This window comes from Cryptosporangium aurantiacum, assembly GCF_900143005.1.
GTDB lineage: Bacteria > Actinomycetota > Actinomycetes > Mycobacteriales > Cryptosporangiaceae > Cryptosporangium > Cryptosporangium aurantiacum.
The window spans coordinates 895,048-919,733 of sequence record NZ_FRCS01000001.1; the positions used below are offsets into that span (position 1 = coordinate 895,048).

At 72.6% G+C, this 24,686-nt stretch carries 21 protein-coding genes; 13 read left to right on the plus strand and 8 right to left on the minus strand.

What is annotated here, in order from left to right:
- Positions 1-124 precede the first annotated feature (124 nt).
- Complete coding sequence (locus BUB75_RS03910; protein ID WP_073251428.1) at positions 125-1,501, plus strand: NADP-dependent succinic semialdehyde dehydrogenase; 1,377 nt, start codon at positions 125-127, stop codon at positions 1,499-1,501.
- Here the strand turns inward: BUB75_RS03910 and BUB75_RS03915 are convergent.
- On the minus strand, positions 1,498-2,712 hold the full coding sequence (locus BUB75_RS03915; protein WP_073251430.1) for a serpin family protein: 1,215 nt from the start codon (positions 2,710-2,712) through the stop codon (positions 1,498-1,500). The two genes, BUB75_RS03910 and BUB75_RS03915, sit on opposite strands and share 4 nt — an antisense overlap.
- 102 nt (positions 2,713-2,814) lie before the next feature.
- Between BUB75_RS03915 and BUB75_RS03920 the strand changes: the two genes are divergently transcribed.
- The 8 genes from BUB75_RS03920 to nagA all read left to right on the plus strand — a co-directional run bounded on the left by BUB75_RS03920 (position 2,815) and on the right by nagA (position 11,503).
- Positions 2,815-3,591, plus strand: coding sequence for a GntR family transcriptional regulator (locus BUB75_RS03920; RefSeq protein ID WP_178379757.1), 777 nt, complete (start codon positions 2,815-2,817; stop codon positions 3,589-3,591).
- Positions 3,591-5,063, plus strand: a complete 1,473-nt coding sequence (locus tag BUB75_RS03925) for a glycoside hydrolase family 3 protein (protein WP_073251432.1) — start codon at positions 3,591-3,593, stop codon at positions 5,061-5,063. The genes BUB75_RS03920 and BUB75_RS03925 overlap by 1 nt, the downstream gene beginning before the upstream one ends.
- Positions 5,064-5,231: 168 nt before the next feature.
- Positions 5,232-6,527 (plus strand): extracellular solute-binding protein, encoded by a 1,296-nt coding sequence (locus BUB75_RS03930; protein ID WP_073251433.1) that lies wholly within the window; start codon positions 5,232-5,234, stop codon positions 6,525-6,527.
- A 70-nt stretch (positions 6,528-6,597) separates the two neighbouring features.
- Positions 6,598-7,551, plus strand: coding sequence for a carbohydrate ABC transporter permease (locus BUB75_RS03935; protein ID WP_073251435.1), 954 nt, complete (start codon positions 6,598-6,600; stop codon positions 7,549-7,551).
- Positions 7,548-8,372, plus strand: coding sequence for a carbohydrate ABC transporter permease (locus BUB75_RS03940; RefSeq protein ID WP_073251437.1), 825 nt, complete (start codon positions 7,548-7,550; stop codon positions 8,370-8,372). The genes BUB75_RS03935 and BUB75_RS03940 overlap by 4 nt, the downstream gene beginning before the upstream one ends.
- Before the next feature lie 101 nt (positions 8,373-8,473).
- Entirely contained in the window at positions 8,474-9,460 is a 987-nt protein-coding gene (locus BUB75_RS03945) for an SIS domain-containing protein (protein WP_073252770.1), read from the plus strand.
- A gap of 55 nt (positions 9,461-9,515) precedes the next feature.
- Positions 9,516-10,379 carry an N-acetylmuramic acid 6-phosphate etherase gene (locus BUB75_RS03950; RefSeq protein ID WP_178379758.1) on the plus strand — a complete coding sequence of 288 codons (864 nt, stop codon included), beginning with the start codon at positions 9,516-9,518 and terminating at the stop codon, positions 10,377-10,379.
- Entirely contained in the window at positions 10,376-11,503 is a 1,128-nt protein-coding gene (nagA, locus tag BUB75_RS03955) for an N-acetylglucosamine-6-phosphate deacetylase (RefSeq protein WP_073251441.1), read from the plus strand. Before BUB75_RS03950 ends, nagA begins: the two co-directional genes overlap by 4 nt.
- Before the next feature lie 66 nt (positions 11,504-11,569).
- On the opposite strand, the gene chrA is transcribed toward nagA, so the two are convergent.
- Both chrA and BUB75_RS47540 read right to left on the minus strand, forming a co-directional pair.
- Positions 11,570-12,988 carry a chromate efflux transporter gene (chrA, locus tag BUB75_RS03960; protein ID WP_084740195.1) on the minus strand — a complete coding sequence of 473 codons (1,419 nt, stop codon included), beginning with the start codon at positions 12,986-12,988 and terminating at the stop codon, positions 11,570-11,572.
- Between the two features lie 19 nt (positions 12,989-13,007).
- On the minus strand, positions 13,008-14,267 hold the full coding sequence (locus BUB75_RS47540) for an MFS transporter (protein ID WP_073251443.1): 1,260 nt from the start codon (positions 14,265-14,267) through the stop codon (positions 13,008-13,010).
- Between the two features lie 138 nt (positions 14,268-14,405).
- On the opposite strand from BUB75_RS47540, the gene BUB75_RS03970 reads away from it, so the two are divergent.
- The 3 genes from BUB75_RS03970 (at position 14,406) to BUB75_RS03980 (ending at position 18,208) form a co-directional block, all read left to right on the plus strand.
- Positions 14,406-14,918 (plus strand): NUDIX domain-containing protein, encoded by a 513-nt coding sequence (locus BUB75_RS03970; RefSeq protein WP_084740196.1) that lies wholly within the window; start codon positions 14,406-14,408, stop codon positions 14,916-14,918.
- Positions 14,919-15,045: 127 nt separating this feature from the next.
- Entirely contained in the window at positions 15,046-16,713 is a 1,668-nt protein-coding gene (locus BUB75_RS03975; protein ID WP_073251446.1) for an NAD(P)/FAD-dependent oxidoreductase, read from the plus strand.
- A 40-nt stretch (positions 16,714-16,753) separates the two neighbouring features.
- Positions 16,754-18,208, plus strand: coding sequence for an ATP-binding protein (locus BUB75_RS03980; RefSeq protein WP_073251448.1), 1,455 nt, complete (start codon positions 16,754-16,756; stop codon positions 18,206-18,208).
- Positions 18,209-18,395: 187 nt separating this feature from the next.
- Here BUB75_RS03980 and BUB75_RS46070 read toward each other — a convergent pair whose 3' ends face one another.
- The 5 genes from BUB75_RS46070 to BUB75_RS44815 form a co-directional block, all read right to left on the minus strand.
- A complete protein-coding gene (locus tag BUB75_RS46070; RefSeq protein ID WP_178379759.1) occupies positions 18,396-18,572 on the minus strand; it encodes a hypothetical protein in 177 nt (58 codons plus the stop codon).
- 108 nt (positions 18,573-18,680) lie between these two features.
- The gene (locus tag BUB75_RS03985; RefSeq protein WP_073251450.1) at positions 18,681-21,509 is read right to left on the minus strand and encodes a helix-turn-helix transcriptional regulator; all 2,829 of its coding nucleotides are present in this window, start codon (positions 21,507-21,509) and stop codon (positions 18,681-18,683) included.
- 152 nt (positions 21,510-21,661) lie between these two features.
- Positions 21,662-22,066, minus strand: a complete 405-nt coding sequence (locus tag BUB75_RS03990; protein ID WP_073251453.1) for a hypothetical protein — start codon at positions 22,064-22,066, stop codon at positions 21,662-21,664.
- The gene (locus tag BUB75_RS03995; protein WP_073251455.1) at positions 22,059-22,415 is read right to left on the minus strand and encodes a hypothetical protein; all 357 of its coding nucleotides are present in this window, start codon (positions 22,413-22,415) and stop codon (positions 22,059-22,061) included. Before BUB75_RS03995 ends, BUB75_RS03990 begins: the two co-directional genes overlap by 8 nt.
- A 148-nt stretch (positions 22,416-22,563) precedes the next feature.
- On the minus strand, positions 22,564-23,769 hold the full coding sequence (locus BUB75_RS44815) for an FAD/NAD(P)-binding protein (RefSeq protein ID WP_073251457.1): 1,206 nt from the start codon (positions 23,767-23,769) through the stop codon (positions 22,564-22,566).
- Between the two features lie 89 nt (positions 23,770-23,858).
- On the opposite strand from BUB75_RS44815, the gene BUB75_RS04005 reads away from it, so the two are divergent.
- The gene (locus BUB75_RS04005; protein ID WP_073251460.1) at positions 23,859-24,677 is read left to right on the plus strand and encodes an LLM class flavin-dependent oxidoreductase; all 819 of its coding nucleotides are present in this window, start codon (positions 23,859-23,861) and stop codon (positions 24,675-24,677) included.
- The last annotated feature ends 9 nt before the right edge of the window (positions 24,678-24,686 follow it).

Here is a 24,686-nt window from a genome sequence, read left to right on the forward strand (position 1 = left end):
GCGGGTCGTGCAGCTCGCTGTGGCGCCCCGGGCACGCGTCCGAAACAGGCATTTGCCGGTACAGGCGACCGGTGAGGGGTACGAAGGATGGGGACGCTCGAGGGGAATCCAGGGAGGTAGCACGGTGCCGATCGCGACGATCGACCCGACCGACGGTCGGGTGCTCAAGACCTTCGAACCGCTGACCGAGGCGCAGGTCGACGCGAGCCTGGCGCGGGCGGCCGAAGGGTTCGCGGCGCTTCGCGCCACGACGTTCGAACAGCGGGCGACGTGGCTACGGGCCGCCGCCGATCTTCTGGACGCCGAGCGCGACGACGTCGCCCGGACGATGACCGTCGAGATGGGCAAAACGCTCGTCGCGGCGAAGGCCGAGGTCGCCAAGTGCGCCACCGCGTGCCGCTTCTACGCCGAGCACGCCGCGGCGTTCCTGGCCGACGAGCCGCTCGACGATCCGTCGGCGGTGAAGGCCAGCCGGGCCTACGTGCGGTACCAGCCGCTCGGCCCGGTGCTCGCGGTGATGCCGTGGAACTTCCCGCTCTGGCAGGCGATGCGGTTCGCCGCGCCCGCGCTGATGGCCGGTAACCCGGGCCTGCTCAAGCACGCGTCGAACGTCCCGCAGACCGCTTTGTACCTGGGGGAGTTGTTCGAGCGGGCCGGGTTCCCGGCGGGTGCGTTCCAGACCCTGCTGATCGGCTCCGGCCAGGTCGAAGCCGTGCTCAGCGACCGGCGGGTCGCGGCCGCGACGCTCACCGGCAGTGAGGGTGCGGGCCGGGCGGTTGCCGCGATCGCCGGCCGGGAGCTGAAGAAGACCGTGCTGGAGCTGGGTGGCAGCGACCCGTTCGTGGTGATGCCGTCGGCCGACATCAACCGCGCTGCCGAGGTCGCAGTCACCGCACGCTGCCAGAACAACGGCCAGTCGTGCATCGCCGCGAAGCGGTTCATCGTCCACACCGACGTGTACGACGCGTTCGCGACGGCGTTCGTCGACCGGATGGCCGCGCTCACCGTCGGTGATCCCCAGGACGAGAAGACCGACGTCGGACCGCTCGCCACCGAGCAGGGGCGGACGGACGTCGCGGAGCTGGTCGAGGACGCGGTGGCGAAGGGTGCCACGGTTTTGTGCGGTGGTACCGCTCCGGAGCGTCCGGGGTGGTGGTACCCGCCGACGGTCGTCGCGGACCTGACGCCGGACATGCGGATGTACCGCGAGGAGGTGTTCGGGCCGGTCGCCGGGTTGTACCGGGTCTCGTCCTACGAGGAGGCGATCGAGGTCGCGAACGGAACCGACTTCGGGCTCGGCTCCAACGCGTGGACCGGCGACGCCGCCGAGCAGGAGCGCTTCGCCACCGACCTGGAGGCGGGCGCCGTGTTCGTCAACGGCATGGTGACGTCGTTCCCGCACCTGCCGTTCGGCGGCATCAAAGTCTCCGGCTACGGCCGCGAACTGTCAGCCCAGGGCATCCGCGAGTTCTGCAACGCCAAGACTGTCTGGATCGGCTAGGCCTCGGACGGCTCGGCGACCCACGCGGAGAAGACCGGCACACCGTGCCAGGGCCCCCTCCTCCGCTGCTGCGCCACCGCCACCACCGCGTACGGCCGCCCGAAGCGCAACGCGGCCCGGCGTAACAACCCGGGCCGCGGCGCCGGCGGCATCCCGGCGAGCCGGATCCCCAGCGCGGTCACCGCCGCGGCCTTGAACCCGACCCGGGAGTAGGCCGCCATCGCGCTCTGCACTGCCTCCACCGCGAACCCCTCGGGCTGCGGTGGCAGCAGCGGCACCAGCGCCGCGGCGGCCTCCGCGAACCCGGTGCGCGGATCCCGCAGCAGGTCGTGCGTGCTGCGCGCGGACCAGGCCGGCAGCGTGGCGGCGAAGCGCTCCTCCCGTCCGTCGCGGGCGTGCGTCTGCGTCGGCTCTTCGGTGATCGTCCACGCGTGGCCCTCGCCCAGCGGCAGGTCGAACAGCGAGAGCCGAGGGGCGAGGCCGGCGACGTGGTCGGACGCGATCCGGTGGGCCGCCGCGAGCACGGCGGGCGGCGCGACGTCGGGTGCCGCGATCACCGAGACGACGACGAGCGGGTCGTCGTCCGCGCTGTCGGCGGCGTGCACGGCGACGGTCCCGGCGTCACGGGTGAGGGCCAGGAAACACCGGTGAATACTCGGGGCTCGCAGCGCGGTCGTCACCCGGCCGGCCCACGGGCTGTCGGCCCCGAGCTCCGCGGCCGGCACCGTGTCGAACGGCGTCCCCCACGACACGTCGGTGGCCAGCGCCGACGCCAGCACGAGCAGCGTCCGGGCATCAACCTGGATCGGGAACTCGTCGATCAGCCCGCCGGTCCGGTCGGCGGCCCACGCGTTCGCCCCCTCCTGGGAGGGCACCGCGCCGCGCTCGACGACGTCGGCCAGCCCGGACTCCCACGCCTGCAGCGCGGGCGTGCGCTGGTCGGCCCTGGTCCAGAGCGCGGCAGCCGCGGCGACCGCCGGGTGCGGCTCGGCCAGCAGACGCCCGGCGCGGGCAGCGGCCGCCTGGGCCGGTTCGCCCAGGACGTCCTCCAGCGTGGCGCGGACGGATCCGGTCGCGGCCGGTGCGGCCAGCGCCAGCACGAGCCAGGCACCCAGCGGCGAAGCCACCTGGTGGCCGGGGCTCAGGGCGAGGTGCAGGCGCTCCGCATAGCGGGCGACGAGCTGCGGGAAGCGGTCGAGCTGCTGCGGCATCGGTTCAGTGTCGCGCGGCTGTCCAGCGGAGGCGCTCTTGACGACCAGGTCATCCAAGTGGTCTAGTCCGGGCTGGACCAGAGCTGCACGAGGTCGGAGGCCATGCTGAGCGCCGTGAACAACCCCGGAGACACACCGAACGTGATCGACGCCCGCAGCCCCGTGCCGAAGTACTACCAGCTGCGCGAGATCCTCCTCGACCTGATCGAGCGAGAACTCACCGTCGACGCGCCGGTCCCGTCCGAACGCGAGCTGGCCGCCCGCTACGGCCTCTCCCGGATGACCGCGCGGCAGGCGATCGAGCACCTGGTCAGCGAAGGCAAGCTCTACCGCGTCCAGGGCCGCGGGACCTTCGTGGCGCGGCCGAAGATCGTCATGCCGCTGCGCCTGACCTCGTTCAGCGACGACATGCGTGCCCGCGGCATGGTCCCGGGCGCCCGTGACCTGGGCCGACGCGCGATCGACGCGCCCGCAGCCGTGGCCCGCGAACTGGGCGTCGAGGCCGGTGCCCCGCTCTATGTCGTCGAGCGCCTCCGCACCGCGGACGGCGTCCCGATGGCGCTGGAACGGTCGCACCTGCCGGCGCGGCTCGTACCCGGGCTGCTCGACCAGTCGCTCGCCGACCGCTCGCTCTACCAACTGCTCGCGGCCGAGTACGGCCTGGCCCTGGACCGCGGGGACCAGGTGATCGAGGCGGGCATCGCCGACCGCGGTGACGCCGAGCTGCTCGCGCTCGCCCCCGGTAGCGCGGTGCTCCGGCTCCAGCGCCGGTCGTGGGCGGGCTCGGTGCCGGTCGAGTACGTCGTCTCCACCTACCGCGCCGACCGCTATCAGCTGCGTGCGTCGCTGGACATCGATCCACCCGGAGGGGGAGCCTGATGAAAGAGCTGGTCGACCGCGTTCTGCTGGTCGGGTTCGAGGAACCGGACCCGCCGGAGTGGCTCCGCCGGGCTGCGCCCGGCCTCGGGGCGGTGGTCCTGTACGGCCAGAACCTCCTCGTTGATACGGACGCCGCGCGCCTGGCGGAGTTGCTGCACACCGAGTCGGACGTCGTCCTCGCGGTGGACGAGGAGGGCGGCGACGTCACCCGGGTGCACTACCGCGAGGGCAGCCCCACGCCGGGCAACTACGTCCTCGGCGCCGCCGACGACGTGACCCTCACCGCGAAGGTGGCCGAGAGCATCGGCGTCGGCCTGCGGACGGCCGGCATCGGCTGGAACCTCGCGCCGGACGTCGACGTGAACTCGGCACCGGAGAACCCGGTGATCGGCGTCCGGGCGTTCGGAGCCGATCCGAAGCTGGTCAGCGCACATGCGTCGGCCTGGATTCGCGCGCTGGAGGAGACCGGCGTCGCGGCCTGCGCGAAACACTTCCCGGGGCACGGCGACACGCGCGCCGACTCGCACCACGCGCTGCCGGTCGTCGACTGCAGCGAGGCCGAGTGGCGCCGCGTCCATCTGCCGCCGTTCGTCGCCGCGGTCGAGGCCGGCGTCCGCTCGGTGATGACCGCGCACGTCGTGGTCCCCGCGCTGGACGCTGCTCCGGCCACGATGAGCCGCCGGTTGCTGACCGGCGTCCTCCGGCGCGAGCTCGGCTACGACGGCGTGATCGTCACCGACGCGCTGGACATGGGGGCGATCCGGGACGGCGTCGGGACGGAGGCCGGTGCCGTCGCCGCGTTGCGGGCCGGCGCCGACGCGCTGTGCCTCGGCGCGATCGGTGGGGAAGGGCTCTACCTCCGGGTCCGGTCGGCGGTGCTGGCCGCGGTCGAGGACGGGTCGCTGCCCCGTGCCCGGCTGGAGGAGGCCGCCGAACGCGTCGAGGCCCTGCGTGGCTGGCTCCGGGAGGCTCCGCCCCGGCCGGATCCCGAACCCGGCTGGGTGTGCGGCTCCGCGAGCCTGAACGGCTGGGACGACCCGGGCCTGGAGGCCGCTCGCCGCGCCGCGCTCGTCCTGGGTGCTTCGCCGCTGGCCGCGCGGCCGATCGTCGTCGAAATGCGCGACACACCGAACCTCGCGGTCGGCGAGGCGTACTGGGACCTGGCCGGGCCGCTGGCGGCCGTGGGCCGCGAGCCACTGGCCGTCCACCGGCTGACCAGCGACGCGGTCCCGCTCACGCTCGATCTGCCCGACGGCCTTCCGGTCGTCGTCGTCGGCCGCGACGTGGCCCGCTCGGCATGGCAGCGGGCCGCCTGGCAGACGGTATACGAGCGGCGTCCCGACGCCGTGCTCGTCGACATCGGACTGCCACGCCCGGACGTGCTCACCGAGGGACCGCGCGTGTTCGTCGGCGGTGCCGGCCGTCCGAATCTGCGGGTGGCGGCCGAGCTGTTGGCCGGCATCCGGCTGTAAGCGGTGGCCGCCGGGACTGTTCCGGCGGCCGTTACCGAACTGACTCCTTGACGCCACATAGGGGCTGTGCCACAGTCCCGGGCTAGACCGGTATGGACCACTCGCCGAGCACGGCGCGGCCACCAGTCAGACCGATCGAGGTCGGACCGAACCTAAGAAGGAGGCGACGTGGGCGTTCGCCGAGCGTTGACCGTGGGGATCACCGCACTGGTCACCGCGTCCCTGGCGCTATCGGGCTGCAGCAGCAGCGACGACAGCGCGGGTGACGGCGGGACGAAGAAGCTCACCGTCTGGCTGATGACCGGCTCCGCGCCGGACGCGTTGGTCGACGAGATCAACACCGAGTTCACCAAGGCCCACGAGGGCTGGACCGTCGACTACCAGGTCCAGCAGTGGGACGGCATCCAGGACAAGCTCACCACCGCGCTGGCCAGCAACACGCCGCCGGACATCGTGGAGCTGGGTAACACCCAGGCGCCGCGGTTCGTCGAGTCCGGCGCGCTGGCCGACCTGACCGACGCCAAGTCCGACCTGGGCGGCGACAACTGGCTCGAGGGCCTCGCCGCGACCGGTGAGAAGGACGGCAAGACGTTCGCGACGCCGTTCTACGCCGCGAACCGGATCGTCGTCTACCGCAAGAGCATGTTCGCCAAGGCCGGCATCACCGCGCCGCCGAAGACGATCGACGAGCTGATCGCCGCCGGCAAGAAGCTGCAGACCGCGAACGCGTCCAACAAGCAGTTCCAGGCGCTCTACCTCCCCGGCCAGTCGTGGTACACGCTGCTGTCGTGGGTCTGGGCCCGCGGTGGCGACGTCGCCAAGCAGGACGGCGACAAGTGGACCGGCACGCTGGACACGCCGGAGGCGCAGCAGGGCTTCACCGACTACGCCAACATCTACAAGGCGCTGTCGAAGGGCCCGGTCGACCAGGACGAGGCCAACCCGCAGCAGTCGACGGTGTTCGCCAAGGGCAACGTCGCGATGTTCATCGGTCTCCCGTGGGAGATCGCGACCGCCACCGCGGCCGAGGGCGGTAACCCGAAGCTGGCCGACGACATCGCCACGTTCGCGATCCCCGGCCCGACCGGTCCGGCCCCGGTGTTCCTCGGTGGTTCGAACCTCGGCGTCGCGGCGGCCAGCCCCAACCAGGACGCGGCCACCGACTGGCTGAAGCTGATGCTCAGCGAGAAGCACCAGACGACGCTGGCCGGCGCGGGCGTGGTCCCGGCGCTGGACAACCTCGGTGACGGGATCTACGGCGACAACGAGGCCGCGAAGGTCATGGCGTCGGCGGCCACCAACGGCGGCAAGGTCACGCCGGTCACCCCGGCCTGGGCCGCGGTGGAGAGCGGCACGAACCCGATCAAGAACGCGATGACCAAGGTGCTCCGCGGCACCGACGTGGCCACCGCGTCCAAGGAAGCCAGCACCTCGATCACCGAGACGATGGCGAAGGCCAAGTGAGTCTCTGAGGTCAAGGCCGCCGGGTCCGTTCGGGCCCGGCGGCACCTATCTGTCAAGAGGAGTCGAGCCGATGAGCGTGCCGACGCCGACCGTGTCGCGGCCGGCTCCGGACGGCGCCGACGTGGCGCCGCCGAGCGAGCCGCCCGCCGCGAAGGGGCGGCGCGAGCCGCTGCCGTACATCCTGATCGTGCCGAGCATGGTCGCGCTGGTCGCCCTGTTCGGATACCCGGTCTTCCTGCTGTTCCGGATGTCGTTCCAGCAGCTCGGCTTCGGCGAGCTGGTCCGCCGGGTGACGATCTGGACCGGCGTCGACAACTACACCGAACTCCTTGGTGACCCCGAGTTCTGGCAGGTCGTCGGCCGGACCGTCGCGTTCACCGCGGTCTGCGTCACGCTCACGATGACGCTCGGCACCGGAATCGGGCTACTGCTCGTCCGGCTGGGCAAGAAGATGCGGATCGCGGTGTCGATCTCGCTGGTCGTGGCCTGGGCGGTGCCGATCGTCACCGCGACGACGCTGTTCCAGTGGCTGTTCGACGTGAACTACGGCGTCGTCAACTGGGTCCTCGGGACGCCGAACCACGACTGGTTCGCCACCGGGATCTCGACGTTCGGCGTCATCGTGACGGTCATCGTCTGGCAGGCCGTGCCGTTCGTGGCCTTCACCGTGCAGGCCGGGGTGCTCTCGATCCCGGAGGAGTACTACGAGGCCGCGCGGATGGACGGCGCCGGACCGGTCCGGGCGTTCCGGACGATCACGCTCCCGATCCTCCGCTCGATCCTCGCCGTGCTGGCGTTCCTGTCGACGATCTGGGACTTCAAGGTGTTCACCCAGGTCTGGGCGATCCGGCAGGGCGGACCGGACGGCGCGACGACCACGCTGCCGATCTACCTCTACGACGTGGGCATCGCGTCCAGCCGCTACGGGCTGGCCGCCGCGGGCGCCGTCGTGATGGTGCTCATCCTCGCCGTCGGGATGGTGTTCTACCTGCGGCACATGCTGAAGACGGAGTTGGACTCATGAGGCTCGCCAGGAAGGCATGGCCCAACGCGGTGGCGCTGGTCGTCATCCTCTTCTTCGCGTTTCCCGCGTACTGGATGCTCCGGACCGCGTTCCTGCCGACGATCGACATCCAGAGCGACCCGCCGGTGCTCTTCCCGACGAGCCCGACGCTCGACCACTTCGCCACGGCGGTCGAGCGGCCCGGCTTCTGGATCTACGTCCGCAACAGCCTGTTCGTGACGCTGGCCGCGGTCGCGCTCTCGACCGTGACGGCGCTGCTGGCGGCGGTCGCGGTGGCACGGTTCCGGTTCCGTGGCCGCAAGGCGTACCTGATCCTGATCCTGGCCGTGCAGCTGGCACCGTTCGAGGCGCTGTTCATCCCGTACTTCCTGGTGTTCCGGCAGTTCGACCTGCTGGACCGGCTGCCCGCGCTGATCCTGGTGTACTTCGTCTCGATCCTGCCGTTCACGATCTGGACGCTGCGCGGGTTCGTTGCCGCGGTGCCCGCCGAGCTGGAGGAGGCCGCGCTCGTCGACGGCTGCACCCGCTGGCAGGCATTCCTGCGGGTCGTGCTGCCGCTGCTCGGCCCCGGCCTGGTCGCCACGTCCATCTTCGGTTTCATCACCGCGTGGAACGAGTACCTGTACGCGTTCGTGTTCATGCGCAGCGAGGACCACTACACGCTGCCGGTCTGGCTGGCGACGTTCCGCACGGCGTTCGGCGACGACTGGGGTGGCGCGATGGCCGGATCGACGCTGTTCACGCTGCCGGTGCTGATCTTCTTCCTGATCGTCCAGCGCCGGATGGTCGGCGGGCTGACCGCGGGCGCGGTGAAAGGATGACGCAGGTGACGAACGAGACGAATACGGACGCGGCCTCCGACGGGATCGATCCAGGCCCGGCGCGAGGTGGCGCGAGCGCGCCGGCGCAGCCGGGCGCGCTGATGGGCGCGGAGATCGCCGAGCAGCCCTCGATCCTCGCTTCGCTGTTGACGACCGCCGACGCGATCGCCGAGGTCACCGAGGTGGTGCGCGCCCGTGCGCCGCGGTTCGTGCTGCTGGCCGCCCGCGGCACCAGCGACCACGCCGCGCTCTACGCGAAGTACCTGATCGAGACCCGGCTCGGTCTCCCGGCCGGGCTCGCGTCCCCGTCTACGATGACGCTCTACGGCAGCCGCCCCGACCTCCGGGACGTGCTGTTCCTGGGCGTCAGCCAGTCCGGCGCCTCGCCCGACCTGGTCGACTCGCTGACCGTGGCGGGGGAGTGCGGGGCCACCACGGTCGCGGTCACGAACGACCCCGGTTCGGCGCTGGCCTCGGCCGCGGAGTTCTCGGTGGACGTCCGGGCCGGCGCCGAGAACGCGGTCGCCGCGACCAAGACGTACACCGCTGAGCTGCTGGCGCTCTACCTGCTGCTCGGCGGCTCCGCGTCGGACGCGGCGGCGCTGCCCGACGCGGCCGCCGCCACGCTCGCCCGCGAGGACGCGATACCGGTCGCCGCTGCCCGGTACCGCTTCGCCGAGCGGCTGGTCACCACCGGCCGCGGGTTCGGCTACCCCACCGCCAGGGAAGCCGCGCTCAAGTTGATGGAGACCAGCTACCTCTCCGCGCAGGCCTTCTCCACCGCCGACCTGCTGCACGGCCCGCTCGCGATGATCGACTCCGGCGTGCCGGTGATCGCGGTGGCGACGCCGGACGCGGGCGGCGACGCGGTCACTCCGGTCGTCTCGCAACTGCGGACCTCCGGTGCGGACGTCCTGGTGGTCGGAGAAGGCCAGGAACTACCGGTCGTGCGCGACGGCGTCCCCGCGGCGCTCGCACCGGTGCTCGACATCCTGCCGCTGCAGCGGCTCGCCAGGCAGATCGCCCTCGACCGGGGCGAGAACCCGGACCGACCTCGCGGCCTCTCGAAAGTGACCCACACCCGATGAACTGTGTTTCCCGGCTACCGCTCCCACTCGCCGGCGCTCGCTTCGGCGGTGCCTCGTGACCGGTGATCTCCCGCTCGACCAGCTCTCCGCACACGGGGTGGCCGAGCGACTCTTTGACGCCGAGGCGCGGGTTCTGCCCATGGTGCGCTCGGCGACCCCCCGGGTGGCGGACGCCGCCGAGCTGATCGCCGCCCGGATGGCCGACGGCGGCAAGCTGGTGCTGATCGGCGCCGGGACGTCCGGTCGGCTCGCGGTGCTGCAGGCGGCCGAGCTGCCCGGCACGTTCGGGCTCTCCCGTGACCGGGTGGCTGCCCGCACCGCGGGCGGCGGGCCCGGCGGGCTGACCGGCACCGACGGCGACGAGGACGACGTGGACGCCGGGCGCCGGGACCTGACCGAGACCGGGTTCGGGTCCGGAGACGTGCTGGTCGCGGTCGCGGCCAGCGGCCGGACGCCGTACACGCTCGCCGCGGTGGAGCTGGCCCGTTCGCTGGGCGGTGCGGTGGTCTCGGTGACCACCGTGGCGGCCTCGCCGCTGGCCGCGGCGGCCGACGTCGCGATCGAGGTGCCGGTCGGCCCGGAGGTGCTGCGCGGCTCCACCCGGCTGACCGCAGGCACCGCGCAGAAGCTGGTGCTCGACGCGTTGACCACGGCGGCGATGGTGCGGCTCGGCCGCGTACACGGCGACGTGATGATCGACGTGGTCCCGGCGAACGCGAAGCTGCGGGCCCGCAGCGCCGGGCTGGTGGCCGAGATCGTCGGCTGTCCGCCCGACCAGGCTCTCGGGGTGCTCGACGAGTGTGAGGGCAATGCCAGGGCGGCCGTGCTGCGGCTGACCGCCGGCCTGACCCCCGCCGAGGCCGCCGCGCTCGCCGCCGGTCACCGCACGCTCCGCTCGGCGCTGGCGGCGTCCCGGTGACGCTGCTCATCGGCGCCCGGGTGGTGACCCCGTCGGGCGTCCTGGACTCCGGCTGGGTATCCGTCGAGGGCTCGACGATCACCGACCTGGGTACCGGGCCCGCGCCGGGCGGCGCCGGGCCGGTGGTCGATCTCGGCGGCGGTTGGCTGCTGCCGGGCTTCGTCGACCTGCACGTTCACGGCGGCGGCGGGCACGACTTCACCACGTCCGCGGACGACCTGGCGGCCGGCGTGGCGTTCCACGCGTCCCGCGGCACCACCCGGACGCTGATCTCGCTGGTCACCGCGCCGGTCGACGCGCTGGCCGAGCAGCTGCGCTGGGTCGCTGACGCGGTGGCCGCCGGCTCGACCGTGGTAGGTGCCCACCTGGAAGGTCCGTTCCTGGCCAGTGCCCGCTGTGGAGCGCAGAACCCGGCGCACCTGATCGACCCCGACGCCGGTGCGCTCCGGAAGCTGCTGGACGCCGGGCGCGGCACCGTACGGGTGGTCACGGTCGCGCCGGAGCGGCCGGGTGGCCTCGAGCTGATCGACCAGCTGGTCGCGGCCGGTGTGGTGGCGGCGGTCGGCCACACGGACGCCGACTACGCGACGACGTTGGCCGCGTTCGAGCGCGGCGCGTCGATGGTCACGCACGCGTTCAACGGGATGCGCGGCGTCCACCACCGGGAACCGGGGCCGGTGCCTGCCGCGCTCGACGCGGGGGTGGCGTGCGAGCTGATCAACGACGGTGTGCACGTCCATCCCGCGGCGGCCCGGCTGCTGCTGCGCCGCGCGGACCGTCTCGTGCTGGTGACCGACGCGATCGATGCGACCGGTGTCGGCGACGGGACTTACGTGCTGGGCGGCCAGGACGTCGTGGTGAGCGACGGACAGGCCCGGCTGGCGTCCAACGGGTCGCTGGCCGGCAGCACGCTGACGATGGACGCCGCGCTGCGCCGGGCGGTCACCGAGGTCGGCATGGACATCGTCGACGCGTCGGCGGCCGCGTCCGGGACGCCGGCCCGGCTGATCGGGCTCGCCGACCGCTGCGGCGCGATCGCCCCCGGCCTGGACGCGGACCTGGTGCTGCTCGACGACGACCTCGAGCTGGCGCGCGTCCTGCGCCAGGGCGCCTGGCTGAGCTAGGCGCCCCACGATCTGCCGGGTTATCGGGGTCCTTCCGGCGGCCAAAACCCCGATAACCCGGCGAACTCAGTTGATCGCCGCGTCGATCAGGCCGGCTGCCAGCCCGAGCGCGGCGCTGACCCCCAGGACGCGAAGCACCGGCCATTTCAGCCAGAAGATCAGCACCGCGGCGACCACGGCGATCCCCAGCGACACCGGCCGGAGCGTCGTGACGTCGGGCAGATCCAGGCGCAGCGGGCCAGTCGTGACCGTGTTGCTCTCCGCGAAGAGGGTGTGGACGGCGAAGTAGAGGCCCAGGTTGGCGATCACCCCGACGACGGCGGCGGTGATGCCGGTCAGCGCCGCCGAGAGGGCCTGGTTTCCGCGCAGCCGCTCGACGTAGGGGGCGCCGAGCAGGATGAACAGGAAGCAGGGGACGAACGTCACCCAGGTCGTCAGCAGCGAGGCGATCACGCCGGCGACCCACGGGTTGAGATCGCCCGGATGGTGATAGGCGCCGAGGAACGCCACGAACTGCACGACCATGATCAACGGACCCGGCGTGGTCTCGGCCAGCGCGAGGCCGCGAACCATGTCCCCGGCCGAGAGCCATCCGTAGTGCTCCACGGCCCGCTGCGCGACGAAGGCGAGGACCGCGTAGGCGCCGCCGAAGGTCACCACGGCCGTACCGGAGAAGAAGAGGCTCTGCTGCGTGAAGATGCTGCCGACCCCGGTGAACGCCGCGACCACCGCGACCGGGAGCGCCCAGACGAACAGCCCGACGGACAGGATGATCGCGGCTCGCCGCCGGGAGGGCCGATCGTGGTGCAGGGCGTCGTCGGCGATGAGCGGGGGCGGGCCCTCGTCCTTGTCGCCATGCCCCCCGGCCGAGGCCACCGAGTCGGGCCGCCAGCGGTGCAGTGCCCAGCCGGCCGCCGCGGCCAGCGCGATCACGATCGGGAACGGCACCCCGAAGACCGCCAGCGCGACGAACGCGGCGACCGCGAACCCGATCAGCGCCGGACTGTTCAGCGCCCGCGAACCGACCCGCCAGACCGCCTGGACGACGATCGCCACGACTGCCGGGGCGAGGCCGGCGAAGATCGCGGTGACGACCGTCGTGTCGCCGTAGCCGGCGTAGATCGCCGAGAGCGCCAGCAGCGCGACCAGGCCGGGTAGCACGAACAGCGTCCCGGCGACCAGGCCACCACGCAGCCCGTTGAGCAACCATCCGATGTAGATCGCCAGCTGCTGCGCCTCCGGGCCGGGCAGCAGCATGCAGTAGTTCAACGCGTGCAGGAACCGCCGCTGGCCGATCCAGCGGCGGTCATCGACCAGGTGCCGTTGCATGACCGCGATCTGCCCGGCCGGACCACCGAAGGTCTGCAGCGAGATCAGGAACCAGGTGCGGACGGCCTGCCGGAACGGAATGAGGTCCGGCCCGCCACTCGCCGCCGCCGACGCTTCGGGTTCAGTGCTCAGCGGGCGGCTAACCGAAGCATCCATACCGGCGATGTAACCATGGTTACGGCCCGGGGAAAGCCGCTGCCGCCTCGGTGGTGCGGTCCGGTACGGCTCGGGGCTCAGGGTGGCGGGGTAGCAGCAGCGGGCTGGCGAGGATGAGCAGGCCCGCGACCGTGACGGCCGCGCGTGGGCTGGTGGCTTCGGCGAGCAGCCCGCCGAGCGCGCTGAGGACGGCGATGGCCGCGCCGCTGCTGATCGACCAGGCGGACAGCGTGCGGACGACGCGGTCCTTCGGAGTGTGCTCCAGCCGGTAGGTCGCGAGCACCGGGTTGTACAGGCTCATGCTGACGATGATCGCCAGCTCGACCGCGATCACCGTGGCGAGCCCGACGACGCCGGGCTGGACGAACGCGAGGCCGATCAGCCAGATCGCGCGCAGCGTGCCCACGGTGCGCAGAACGCGGTGCTGGCCGTACCTGGCCACGACCCGAGGCGCCAGGCGCGAGCCGATCAGCCCGCCGACGCACGGTGCGGCGAACGCGAGCCCGTACTGCCAGGGTGCGAAGCCGAGATCGCCGAGCATCAGCACGGCCAGCAGCGGCTCGGTGGCCATGATCAGCCCGGCGACGAGCACCTGGTTGAAGTAGAGCGCGCGCAGACCGGGCCGGCTCAGGAGGTGCCGCCAGCCGTCGAGGAGCTCGTTAGCCCGGACCCGGTTGGTGCCGGTGCGCTGCGGGGGTTCCTCGCGGTCGCGGATCGCCGCGATGCCCAGCGCGGAGAGCAGGTAGCTCAGGGCGTCGGCCAGGATCGTGACCACCGGTCCGAACAGGCCGACCGCCGCCCCGCCCAGCGGTGGTCCGACCGCGATCGAACTCCACGTCGTCGACTCGAACCGGGCGTTGGCCACGAGCAGGTCCGCCGGCCGGACGAGGGACTTCAGGTAGGCGCCGCTCGCCGCGCTGAACGCGATCTTGGCCGCCGCGACCACGGCCGACACGACCAGCAGGTGGACGAAACTCAGCCGGCCCAGCGCGTACGCGACCGGGATCGTCAGCAGGACCGCGAACCGGGCCAGGTCCATCCCGATCATCACCGGCCGCTTGCGCCGGAACTCCACCCACGGCCCCAGCGGCACGGCGATCAGCGCGCCCACGGCCGGCCCCACCGCGGACAAGGCGGACACCTGGGCGGGACCGGCGTCCAGCACGAGCACGGCGATCAGTGGCAAAGCGCCGAACCCCAGGCCGGAGCCGTACGCGCTGACCGCGTACGCCGTCCAGAGCCATCCGAACTGCCGCCCCAGGGATCGTCTCGCCGCCACACCACGCCTCCCGCCGGAAACAACCCGGGGGATCAAAGCAAGGCCCGAGATACCGGATCAAACAACCGAATCGACGGGCTCCCACAACCAGAGGTTGTCCGGCGCGGATCCGGCGGCTGCCGGGGTAGCGTGCGGCCCGTGGTGAAAGAGGCGACGGCGACCGTTTTTGTGTTCGGACTGGTCGAGGGGCGGTACTGCCTGGGGCTGGTGTTCCACCCGCGGCTCGGCGTCTGGATCCCGCCCGGCGGTCACGTCGAGCCGGACGAGACGGCGGCCGAGGCGGCGCTGCGCGAGGTGACCGAGGAGACCGGCCTCACCGCCGCACTCCTGCCCCCTCCGCACGAGAAGCTCCCGGACGGCTATCCGCACACGCCGGTGTCGCCGCCCTGGTGGACGGTCGAGATCGCGGTCGGCCCCGACCGGCACACCCCGGCCGACCACGTCCACGTCGACCACCAGTACGTCGCGCTCGCCGCGTCGAGTGTGCCCGCGGAGACCGACCACCCGTTCGTCTGGCGCACCGAGGCCGACCTGAGCGAGCCGGACGCGATCATCGCGGACGCCCGCGGACAGGCGAGGGCCCTGTTCGGCCGGCTGCCGGAGCTGATGCTGTCGCAGCCCGGCTGGCCCGCGGGAAACCGACATTTCTGAACCGATCGAGTCCCGCCTTCGGTCAGATGACTGTTCTTCCCGGCCCACCGCCGTCGCACCGCGATCCGGCGGGGCAGACTAGGGGACGGTCGGGGCGCGTGGGCGTCCTGCGTGTCCGGGAGGGCTGATGGGCAAGCCGGTTTTGCTCACCGTCGACGACGACCCGTCCGTGTCGCGTGCCGTAGCGCGTGACCTGCGGCGTCGGTACGGCGAGGACTACCGGGTCATGCGCGCGGACTCCGGTCCGCAGGCCCTGGACGCGCTCAAGGAGATCAAGCTGCGCGGCGACCGGGTGGCGGCGATCCTCGCCGACTACCGGATGCCGCAGATGAACGGCATCGAGTTCCTCGAGGCCGCGATGGACCTGTTCCCGCGGGCCCGCCGCGCGCTGCTCACCGCGTACGCCGACACCGATGCCGCGATCCAGGCGATCAACGTGGTCGACGTCGACCACTACCTGCTCAAGCCCTGGGACCCGCCCGAGGAGAAGCTCTACCCGGTGGTCGACGCGCTGATCGCGACCTGGCAGGCCGCGGGCGACTCGCCGGTCGACGAGATCAAGGTCGTCGGGCACCAGTTCTCGCCCGCGTCGTTCGAGCTGCGGGACTTCCTGGCCCGCAACCAGGTGCCCTACCGCTGGTACTTCGCCGACTCGTCCGAGGGACGGCGGCTGCTGGAGTCGGCTGACGCCGATCCCGAGGAGCCGGACGTGATCCCGCTGGTGGTGACGCCCGAGGGTGAAGTACTGCGCAGTCCGACGCCGTCCGAGCTGGCGAGCCGCGTCGGCCTGGCCACCAACCCGGCGGAGAAGTTCTACGACGTCATCATCGTGGGCGGCGGACCGGCCGGGCTCGGCGCCGCGGTCTACGCGGCCTCCGAGGGGTTAAGGACCGTTCTCGTCGAGCAGCAAGCCACCGGCGGCCAAGCCGGGCAGAGCTCTCGCATCGAGAACTACCTCGGCTTCCCGGACGGCGTCAGCGGCGCCCAGCTCACCGAGCGCGCCCGGCGCCAGGCGATCAAGTTCGGCGCGGAGATCCTCACCACCCGCCGGGCCTGCGAGCTGATCGTCAAGGGCTCGGCCCGCGGCGTGAAATTCGAGGACGGCACCGAGATCGCGGCACACGCCGTCGTGCTCGCAACCGGCGTGTCCTACCGGCGGTTGGCGGCCGACGGCATCGACGACCTGACCGGGCGCGGCGTCTACTACGGTTCCGCGGCGGTGGAGGCCCCGGCGTGCGCCGGTCAGGAGGTCGTCATCGTCGGCGGCGCCAACTCCGCCGGTCAGGCCGCGGTGTTCTTCTCCAAGCACGCGTCGCGGGTGCGGCTGGTCGTCCGCGGTCCGTCGCTCGAGGCGTCGATGTCGGCGTACCTGATCAAGCAGCTGGACGAGATCGACAACGTCATCGTCCAGACCCGGACGACCGTGTGCGCGTGCCTCGGCGAGGGGCGGCTGCAACGGATCGACCTGAGGAACGGCGACACCGGCGAGATCGAAGCGGTCGACGCCGGGTTCTGCTTCGTGTTCATCGGAGCCGCCCCGCTCACCGACTGGATGGACGGTGTGGTGGCCCGCGACGAGGCCGGATTTGTCCTGGCGGGCACCGACCTGCTCGGCGACGACGGCGCACGGCCCGCCGGCTGGACCGTGGACCGGGATCCGTTCCCGCTGGAGACCAGCATCCCGGGTGTGTTCGTGGCCGGTGACGTCCGCTCGCAGTCGGTGAAACGGGTGGCCTCGGCGGTCGGCGAAGGAGCGATGGCGGTGACGCTCGTCCACCGCTACCTCAGCGCGTGAGAGCGCACACTGGAAGTACCGCGCGAGGAAGGACGCTGTGATGACCGACCGGGTGAGCCCCGACGAGCTGAAACAACTGTTCCTGTTCGAGGCGCTCAGCCCCGAGCAGCTCACCTGGCTGGCCGAGCACGGGGCGAGGGAGGAGCGCGAAGCGAACTCCGTCGTCTACGGCGAGGGCGACCCGGCGACGTGCTTCTTCGTGCTGCTCTCCGGCACGATCAAGCTCAGCCGGACGGTCGGCGGCGCGCGGGTGGAGATCTCCCGCACCGACAAGCCGGGTGCCTACGCCGGGTCCTATATGGCCTACCTCGGTGACCGGGTCCCGCAGCGGTACCTGCAGACGATGACCGCGCTCACCCCGTCCACGTTCTACGTGCTGCCCGCCGAGGACTTCGCGACGGTCGTCAGCACCTGGTTCCCGATGACCGTCCACCTGCTGGAGGGCCTCTACTTCGGCGGCCAGGCCAACCAGGCCACGGTCGGCTCGCGGGAGCGGCTGCAGGCGCTCGGGTCGCTCACCGCCGGGCTGACCCACGAGCTGAACAACCCGGCCGCCGCCACCGCGCGGGCGGCGTCGCTGCTGCGCGAGCGGGTCGCGAAGTCGCGGCACAAGCTCGCCGCACTGGCGCGCGGCGACATTCCCCGCGAGCGGCTGGCGGTCCTGGTCGACCTGCAGGAGGACGCGGTCGAGCGGTGCGCGAAGGCCAAGGAACTGTCCCCGGTGGAGGCGAACGACCGCGAGGACGAGCTGGGTGACTGGCTCGAGGAGCGGGACGTCCCGATGGCCTGGGACCTCGCGCCGACGCTCGTCGCGGCCGGGATCGACATCGACTGGGTGGAGGACGCCGAGGAGCGGCTCGGCGGCAAGCACCTGGACAGCGCGCTGCACTGGATCGGCTACACGCTCGAGACCGAGCAGCTGATGATGGAGATCTCGCAGGCGTCGGGCCGAATCTCCGAGCTGGTCACGGCCGCGAAGCAGTACTCCCAGCTCGACCGGGCACCGCACCAGTGGATCGACGTCCACGAAGGCATCGACAGCACGCTGGTCATGCTCTCCGGGAAGATCAACAAGAAGGAGATCTCGGTCGTCAAGGAGTACGACCGGACGCTCCCGCAGATCCCGGCGTACCCCGGTGAGCTCAACCAGGTCTGGACGAACCTGATCGTCAACGCGATCTCGGCGATGGGCGGCAAGGGCACGCTGACGATCCGCACGAGCCTGCGGCGGCCGGAGGACCCGGACAGCCCGGTGCAGGTCGAGGTCTGCGACACCGGGCCAGGCGTGCCGGAGGAGATCCAGGAGCGGATCTTCGAGCCGTTCTTCACGACCAAGCCGGTCGGCGAGGGTACGGGCCTGGGGCTGGACATCTCGTGGCGGATCGTGGTGAACCGGCACGGTGGCGACCTGAGCGTCCAGAGCGTGCCGGGGGACACCCGGTTCATCGTCTGCCTGCCGCGGAACGAGCCCCAGCATCCGGGGCCTGCACGGTAGGCGCCTCTCGCGCCGGCGCCTACCGAACAGGCCGGCCCCCCCCGGGTCCGGCTTCCCCCACCTCACCCCCCAGGCCGGGCCGGAGCGGCCCCTAGCTGGCCGGCCCGGGCCTGGGCGGTGCGCTTAGAAACCTACGGTGGGCCGGTGTCGTCGCGATACGGAGTCCGGCCCGGGACTTTCCGGCTTCTCACCCTGGGGTGGTGTCCGGCTCCCCGGTCGGCTTTCCGGCGCGCAGAAGCTGCTCCAAAACCCCTACCAGCTCGACGACGCCCTCAAAAGACAGCTCGTTGGACGAGTTGGGGCGTGCGACGCTGCCCTCGAGCCGACCCTGTGCGGTCTGACTCAGCTCAATGATGAGACGCATTCCGGCCCCCGTTGCTGCCACTCGGGGGCCAGCGTAGGAACGATGACCCCCCGCTGTCTTCCGGGGTCGACCCTGGGAATCCGCGGCGCCGACCCTGGGGTGGGCCGATCAGCGCGCGGCGAGAGCGCGCAGCTCGCCCCGACCGTCCACACCGAGCTTGCGGTAGATCGCGGTGAGGTGGCCTTCGACGGTCTTGACGCTCAGCGAGAGCTCGACGGCGATCTGCTTGTTCGTGCGGCGGGCGCCGATCAGCCGGGCGATGCTCAGCTCGGTCGCGGTGAGCCCGGCGAAGACCGCCTCCGGCGTCTCGATCGAGAGCCCGAGCGTGCGGGCGGCGTCCGCGGCCTGGGTGACGTAAGCCGTCGCGCCGAGCGCCCTGGACTGCAGTAGCGCGGTGCGCAGCGCGGCGACCGCAGGGGCCCGCCGGTCCAGCGCGGCCAGGCAGCGGCCGGTCAGCAGGTTGATCCGGACGACCTCCAGCGGCAGCCCGATCTCGGTGGCCAGCGCGAGCGCCTCGGTGCACGCGGTCAGGGCCTCGCGGTGCGCGCCGCGGGCCAGCGCGATCCGGGCGCGGACCCGGGCGACGCCGAGCCGGGCGGATCGTCGCTCCGGACGGGCCAGTTTGGACAGGTACGTCGCGAGGGCCGCGTCCGCGTCGTCGGGGCGGCCGAGCTGAGCCAGGGCGTCCGCGCGCAGCGGCCCGAACAGGTGGGTGCCCGGCTCCTGCGAGTCGTAGTGCTTCTCGATGTCCACCGCGGCCGCGAGCAGCGCGGTGGGGTCGTCCTTGGCCTGGGCGATCGCGGCGAGCCCGCCGGCGGCGTAGGCCAGGCCGGTGCTCGCGCCGATCAGCCCGGCCCAGTGCGCGGCGGCGCGGACGTGGGCGTCGGCGGCGGACCACTCGGCGCGGGCCGCGCGGGGATAGCAGGCCAGCGCGTGCAGGATCGCGTACTCCCAGACCCGGAGGCTCTCCTCGGCGTCGCCGAGCGCGAGTTCGGCGTGCAGCACCGCGTCGGTGAGCTCGCCGCGGCGGTACTCGACCTCGGCGAGGTAACCCAGCGCCTGGCCGATGCGCAGCGCCTCACCGGCGGTGGCGCGCGCGACCGACTGACGCAGGTCGCGGTCGGCGTCGGCCAGGCGATCGGTCCAGAGCGCGATCATGCCGCGGGCGCAGAGCGCGTCGAGCGCACCGGCGGCTCCGGGGGCGTCGGCGTCGGCGAGCGCGGCGATCGCCTCCTCGGCCCGGCCGGACAGGGCCAGCCCGATCGCGCGGGCGAAGTGCGCGTAGGCGGCGACCCAGGGTTCGGTCGCCGGTGCCTCGACCGCCTCGACGCCGTACCGGATCATGTCCCGGTAGTCGAGCGTGAGGATCGCGATGATCGCGAGCTGCGCCGCGATACGAGCTTGGAGATCGCCGGCGGTCGGCTGACCCGCGAGAGCGCCACCGTCGGGCCGAGCCTGGAGATCGCCGGCGGTCGGCTGACCCGCGAGAGCGCCGGCCGTGGGATCGGGCTCGCGGACCGTGGCCAGTGCGCGGTCGAGGAGGGTTTTCGCCTCGGGGATCCGGCCGGAGAGCAGCAGTTGGTACCCGGCGACGTAGTCGCGCCACGGCCCGTCGGGCGCGGTGCCGACGTCGCTCTCGTAGTCCTGCGCGCCGGCCGCGTCGCCGGCGACCAGCAGCGCCTCGACGGTGGTGAGTACGCGGGCGGCTCGCACCGGCCCGCGCGGGGTGAGTTCGACGGCGTGCCGGTACAGCGCCGCGGCCGCGGTCAGCTCCCCGCGTCGCCAGCGTTCCCGGGCGGCGTGCTCGGCGTCGTCGGCCAGCTCCGCGTCCAGGCCACCGGCCGCGGCGGTGAGCCGGTGATCGAGCACGTTCGGCCCGCCCAGCCGCGCCGCCCGCCGGTGCAGCTCCTGCCGGTAGGACAGCGCCCGGTCGTGGTAGAGCGACGAGCGGGTCAACCGGTCGGCGAACACGAACTCGCGCCCGCCGCTGCCCGGCACCTCGACGATCAGCCCGACGGCCAGCGCCTCGGTGGTCGCGGCGGTCAGCGGGCCCCCGGCGAGCTCGGCGATCGCGGCGGCGTCGGCCAGCCGGAACCGTTCACCCAGGACGGCCGCGGCCGACACCAGCTCTCTGGCCGGCGCGTGGCACGTCGCCAGCTGGGAGGCGATCGTCGCCGAGATCGAGTGCGGTGCGGGCAACGGGCTACTGTCCGCGGCCAGCGTCCGCATCGAGAGCTGAGGCAGCAGGTGACGGACGTGCAACGGGTTTCCGTCGGTCAGCTGCCAGAGCCTGGCCGCACCGGCTGGCGAGAGCCCGGCCCGGCCCTCCAGGGCCGCGAGCTGCATCAGCTCGTCGGGTGCGAGCCCACCGAGCTCCAGTTCGACGCCCCGGTCGGACTCCACCATCCGGCGCCAGCCGTCCGGCAGACCCGGGTTCGGGCGGCCGTCCGGGATCCGCCGCACCGCGCCGGGCGGGTGGTGGATCACCACGACGAGGACCGGCGCCGACGGCATCCGCCTCGCGGCGTACCGGATCGCCTCGATCGAGGCGCGGTCGGCCCAGTGCGCGTCGTCCACGACCACCACGGTCGGGCCGGCGCGCTGCAGGTCGGTGGCGAGCGCGTCGCCGACGAACACCGGGTTCGCCCCCGGATCGGGCGTCCGGATCGACTCGGCGGTCGCCGAGGACGGCAACCGCGCGACGGCCTGCCGGAGAATCTCCCACTGCCGGTCGACCTCGTTCTCGTCGGCCGCCAGCCAGAGCGTCGACGCGCCCGGCAGCCCGGCGAGGAAGTGTTCGACCAGGCGCGTCTTCCCGGTGCCTGGTGCGCCGGTGACGCTGACCACCCGCGGGTCACCGGCCTGCGTCGACCGCCATGCTTCGCCCAGGACCACCGTCTCCGGGCCGCGTCCGACGAAGGAGCGACTCGTGTCCATCGTGCTCCCGGAGCGCTACGGCACGTGTTCGCGCCTGTGCGGACAGTGGCTCCGCCGCGAAGCGAAGGGCTGATCCGGGCCAGGATAGGAACCCCTACGACGGTTGGCCAATCCGGCGAACGGCCCGCCCCGGTGTCCGAAAGGCACAGGCGTCAGCGTTCCGGACGCGACTTCCACAACCAGAGCAACCCGAGCACCGGCAGTATCAGCGGGATGAAACCGTAGCCGCTGCCGTAGTCGGACCAGACCGTCGCATCCGGGAATTCCTCGGGCACCACCAGGCTCGCGGTGCCGACGGCCAGGACACCGATCAACTCGATCGAGCAGCAGACCAGGGCGACCAGCCACCAGCGCGGTCCCGACCGGGCCAGCGCGACCGTCGCACCCACGTACACCAGCGCGGCGAACGCGGAGAGCAGGTAGGCAACCGGCGCGTCGCCGAAGCGGGACGCGATCTGGACGCCCGCGCGGGCACCGGCGGCGAGCGCGAACAACCCGTACACCGCGACGAGCACCCGCCCCGGCCCGTGGGCGGTGCCGGTGGGCTGCTCAGACACTCCACACCTGGTTCATGCGCACGACGAGTACCGGGATGACAAGGCACGCCACGCCGACGACCGCGGTCGCCGAACGGTTCTTCTCCGACCACGCCCAGAAGTAGCCGACCGGAAGGATGATCAGCGAGGCGATCAGGTACCCGAGGAACGTCGCCAGCTCGTCGGGGGTCCGGTCGGTCACCAGCTTCACCACCGCGACGACGAGTTGGACGACGAGCAGCGCCTCCAGGCCGACGACGCCGACCAGCAGCGGCTTCCGCGGTGCGAAACCACGAAGAACCTCGATCAGCGCCCAGGCCGCCAGCGCGAGCGCGACGACCGTCACCGCAGTCGCCAGTCCGTCGACCACCTGCGTCCTCCCCACAGAGTTCGGCCCGGACCCATCGGGTCCGGGCCGAACCTACTACGCGTTGTCGTCACTCTCCCCGTGGGGAGCCGTTCTCAGCTCTTCGGAAGCCCCTGCGGGTTGATCTCGGACTTCGGCAGCGCCTCGTTCGTCAGGTGGCCACCCCGGCGAGAACCGCCACCCCGGTGAGAACGGCCAGGACGTGGCGGGCGGCGACGTCGTTCTCGGTGGCGAGCGCGGTGCCGGTCAGAGTATCCGCACCACCGACGAGCGGGCCGTACGCGAAGCGCCGCGGATGGGCCACGCCGTGCCGGTCGAGCAGCGCACCGCTGCCGCTCCAGCCGGCCAGTTCACCCCGCTCGGCCAGCGCGCGGAGCAGCGGATCGTCGGACGAACGCAGCGGGCCCCACGCGGTGTCCGGCTCGATCAGCGTGCGCGCGGCCACCGCTGCGGCGCCGGTGCCCAGCACGAACGCGTTGCGGGTGGCGTCCGGCACGACGACGTCGGAAGCGGGATGCGGCACCACGACCCCGGCGTCCACCAGCGCGGCGCGGCGTTTCTCCCACGCGGCCGCGGCCGCGGGCCGCCGGACCGGCGCGAGGTCGGGACGGGCCGGGGACCGCAGGTGGATCCGCGGTTCGGCCCCGGTGGGCCGGTAGGTGTCGCCGACGTACCGGCCGCCGCGAGCGACGGTCAGCAGCGCCACCAGGTCACCGGTGACCGGTCCGGCGTCTCGGATCAGGACGTCGACCCCGGCCGGAACGCCGTCGAACGAGAGCGTGTCACCGTCGCGGGGGCGCTCGTACCGCAGCCCGCGCCAGTCGGCGAAGTCCGCCAGCTTCCACTGTTCAGCGGTGGGGCGGGTCCCCGCACGGCCCTGCGCGAGCACCACGACGTCGGCGGTCAGCTCGGCGCCGGTGTCGAGCACGACGTGCTGCGGGCCGTCCGGTTCGCCGACGACGTCCACCGCGGAGCCCAGGTGCGTCCGGATCGTCACGCCGGCCGGAGCGGTCCGGACCGTGTGCCAGAACGCCCACGTCAGATAGTGGCCGAAGGCCTGCCTGCCGAGCGGCTCCCCGGCGGGGGCGCCACCCCACCGGGCGTGAGCGGCGGCCCACGCGCGTGCGGACGGCTCGCCGGGCAGGATCGCGGTGTCGTCCACTGAGTCCAGCCGGTCGACGCCGGCACGCTCGGGCTGCCAGATCCGGCCGGGCCCGAACGGGAACGGGTCCACGACGTGCAGGTCCAGCGGCCGGTCGGACAGCAGCGCGGATGCGTGCGCGGTGAGCCGTTCGAGCAGGCCGGTACCGCGGGGACCGGCACCGACGAGGACGACGCGGACCGGGGTGCTCGCCATGCGTGTTTCTCCTCCGCCGACGGCTGGGACGAACGCCACTCTACGACTATCCCTAGCGAACCGATAGGAATTGTGGCTATCATGTGTCCATGACTGCGCCGCTGCTGTTCGGAATCCGTATCCCGGTCGGACGAACCGGCCGGCCGCAGCTGTCGCCATCCGTGCACCGTGACGCGGCCGTCGCTCAGGCCCGCCGCCTCACCGCGCTCGCCGACATCCTCGGGCTCGACTACGTGTTCAGCGGTGGTGATGCGGGCCTGTCCAGCGAGACGACGCTCGCCCTGCTCGGCGCGGCTCGCCGGCTGACGGTCGTGGCCCCGATCTCGGTCGCCGCCTGGCATCCGGCGCTGCTGGCGCGGTTCGGTGCGGTCGCCGCCCGGCTCTCCGGCGGACGGTTCGCGATCGACCTCCGCAGCGGCCCGCACCCCGACGACCACCGGGCGGAGGAGTTCGCCCGCATCGTGCGTGGGCTCTGGACCGGTGGCCGCGTCGACGTGGACGGCGAACACTTCCGCGCCCGCGGGCTGCGGCCCAGCGTCCGGCCGGACGTGGCACCCGAGATCGTCGTTTCCGGCGGTTGGCGCGCCGCGGCGTCGCTCGCCGCCCGCACCGGCGACTGGTACCTGCACCCGGGAGCCGGGCCGGATGAGGTCCCGGCGCAGGTCGCCGCGCTGGACGGCGAGGCGGCGGGCACCGGACGCGAGGTCGGGTTCGCCGTGTCGGTCGCCGCGACGCTCGAGGAGCCCGACGCGGTGGCCGCGCGGCTGGTGAAGTACGGGCGTTCGGGCGCCGGGCTGGTGGTGCTCGACCTGGCCGACCCGGAGGTCGACCTCCCGGTGTTCGCCCGCGAGGTCGTGCCCCGCGTGCGGGAGCTGGAGCGCGCTCGGACGCTGGTCGCCGTTCGCTGACCCGTCCGC

What these genes read in the sequence shown, in the direction of transcription:
- BUB75_RS03915 (WP_073251430.1), bottom strand. Translation starts at nt 2,712, where the DNA reads ATGCCGCAGCAGCTCGACCGCTTCCCGCAGCTCGTCGCCCGCTATGCG.
- BUB75_RS03985 (WP_073251450.1), bottom strand. Translation starts at nt 21,509, where the DNA reads ATGGACACGAGTCGCTCCTTCGTCGGACGCGGCCCGGAGACGGTGGTC.
- BUB75_RS03940 (WP_073251437.1), top strand. Translation starts at nt 7,548, where the DNA reads ATGAGGCTCGCCAGGAAGGCATGGCCCAACGCGGTGGCGCTGGTCGTC.
- BUB75_RS46070 (WP_178379759.1), bottom strand. Translation starts at nt 18,572, where the DNA reads ATGCGTCTCATCATTGAGCTGAGTCAGACCGCACAGGGTCGGCTCGAG.
- chrA (WP_084740195.1), bottom strand. Translation starts at nt 12,988, where the DNA reads ATGGATGCTTCGGTTAGCCGCCCGCTGAGCACTGAACCCGAAGCGTCG.
- BUB75_RS03920 (WP_178379757.1), top strand. Translation starts at nt 2,815, where the DNA reads ATGCTGAGCGCCGTGAACAACCCCGGAGACACACCGAACGTGATCGAC.
- BUB75_RS03945 (WP_073252770.1), top strand. Translation starts at nt 8,474, where the DNA reads ATGGGCGCGGAGATCGCCGAGCAGCCCTCGATCCTCGCTTCGCTGTTG.
- BUB75_RS03935 (WP_073251435.1), top strand. Translation starts at nt 6,598, where the DNA reads ATGAGCGTGCCGACGCCGACCGTGTCGCGGCCGGCTCCGGACGGCGCC.
- BUB75_RS03925 (WP_073251432.1), top strand. Translation starts at nt 3,591, where the DNA reads ATGAAAGAGCTGGTCGACCGCGTTCTGCTGGTCGGGTTCGAGGAACCG.
- BUB75_RS04005 (WP_073251460.1), top strand. Translation starts at nt 23,859, where the DNA reads ATGACTGCGCCGCTGCTGTTCGGAATCCGTATCCCGGTCGGACGAACC.
- BUB75_RS44815 (WP_073251457.1), bottom strand. Translation starts at nt 23,769, where the DNA reads ATGGCGAGCACCCCGGTCCGCGTCGTCCTCGTCGGTGCCGGTCCCCGC.
- BUB75_RS03980 (WP_073251448.1), top strand. Translation starts at nt 16,754, where the DNA reads ATGACCGACCGGGTGAGCCCCGACGAGCTGAAACAACTGTTCCTGTTC.
- BUB75_RS03975 (WP_073251446.1), top strand. Translation starts at nt 15,046, where the DNA reads ATGGGCAAGCCGGTTTTGCTCACCGTCGACGACGACCCGTCCGTGTCG.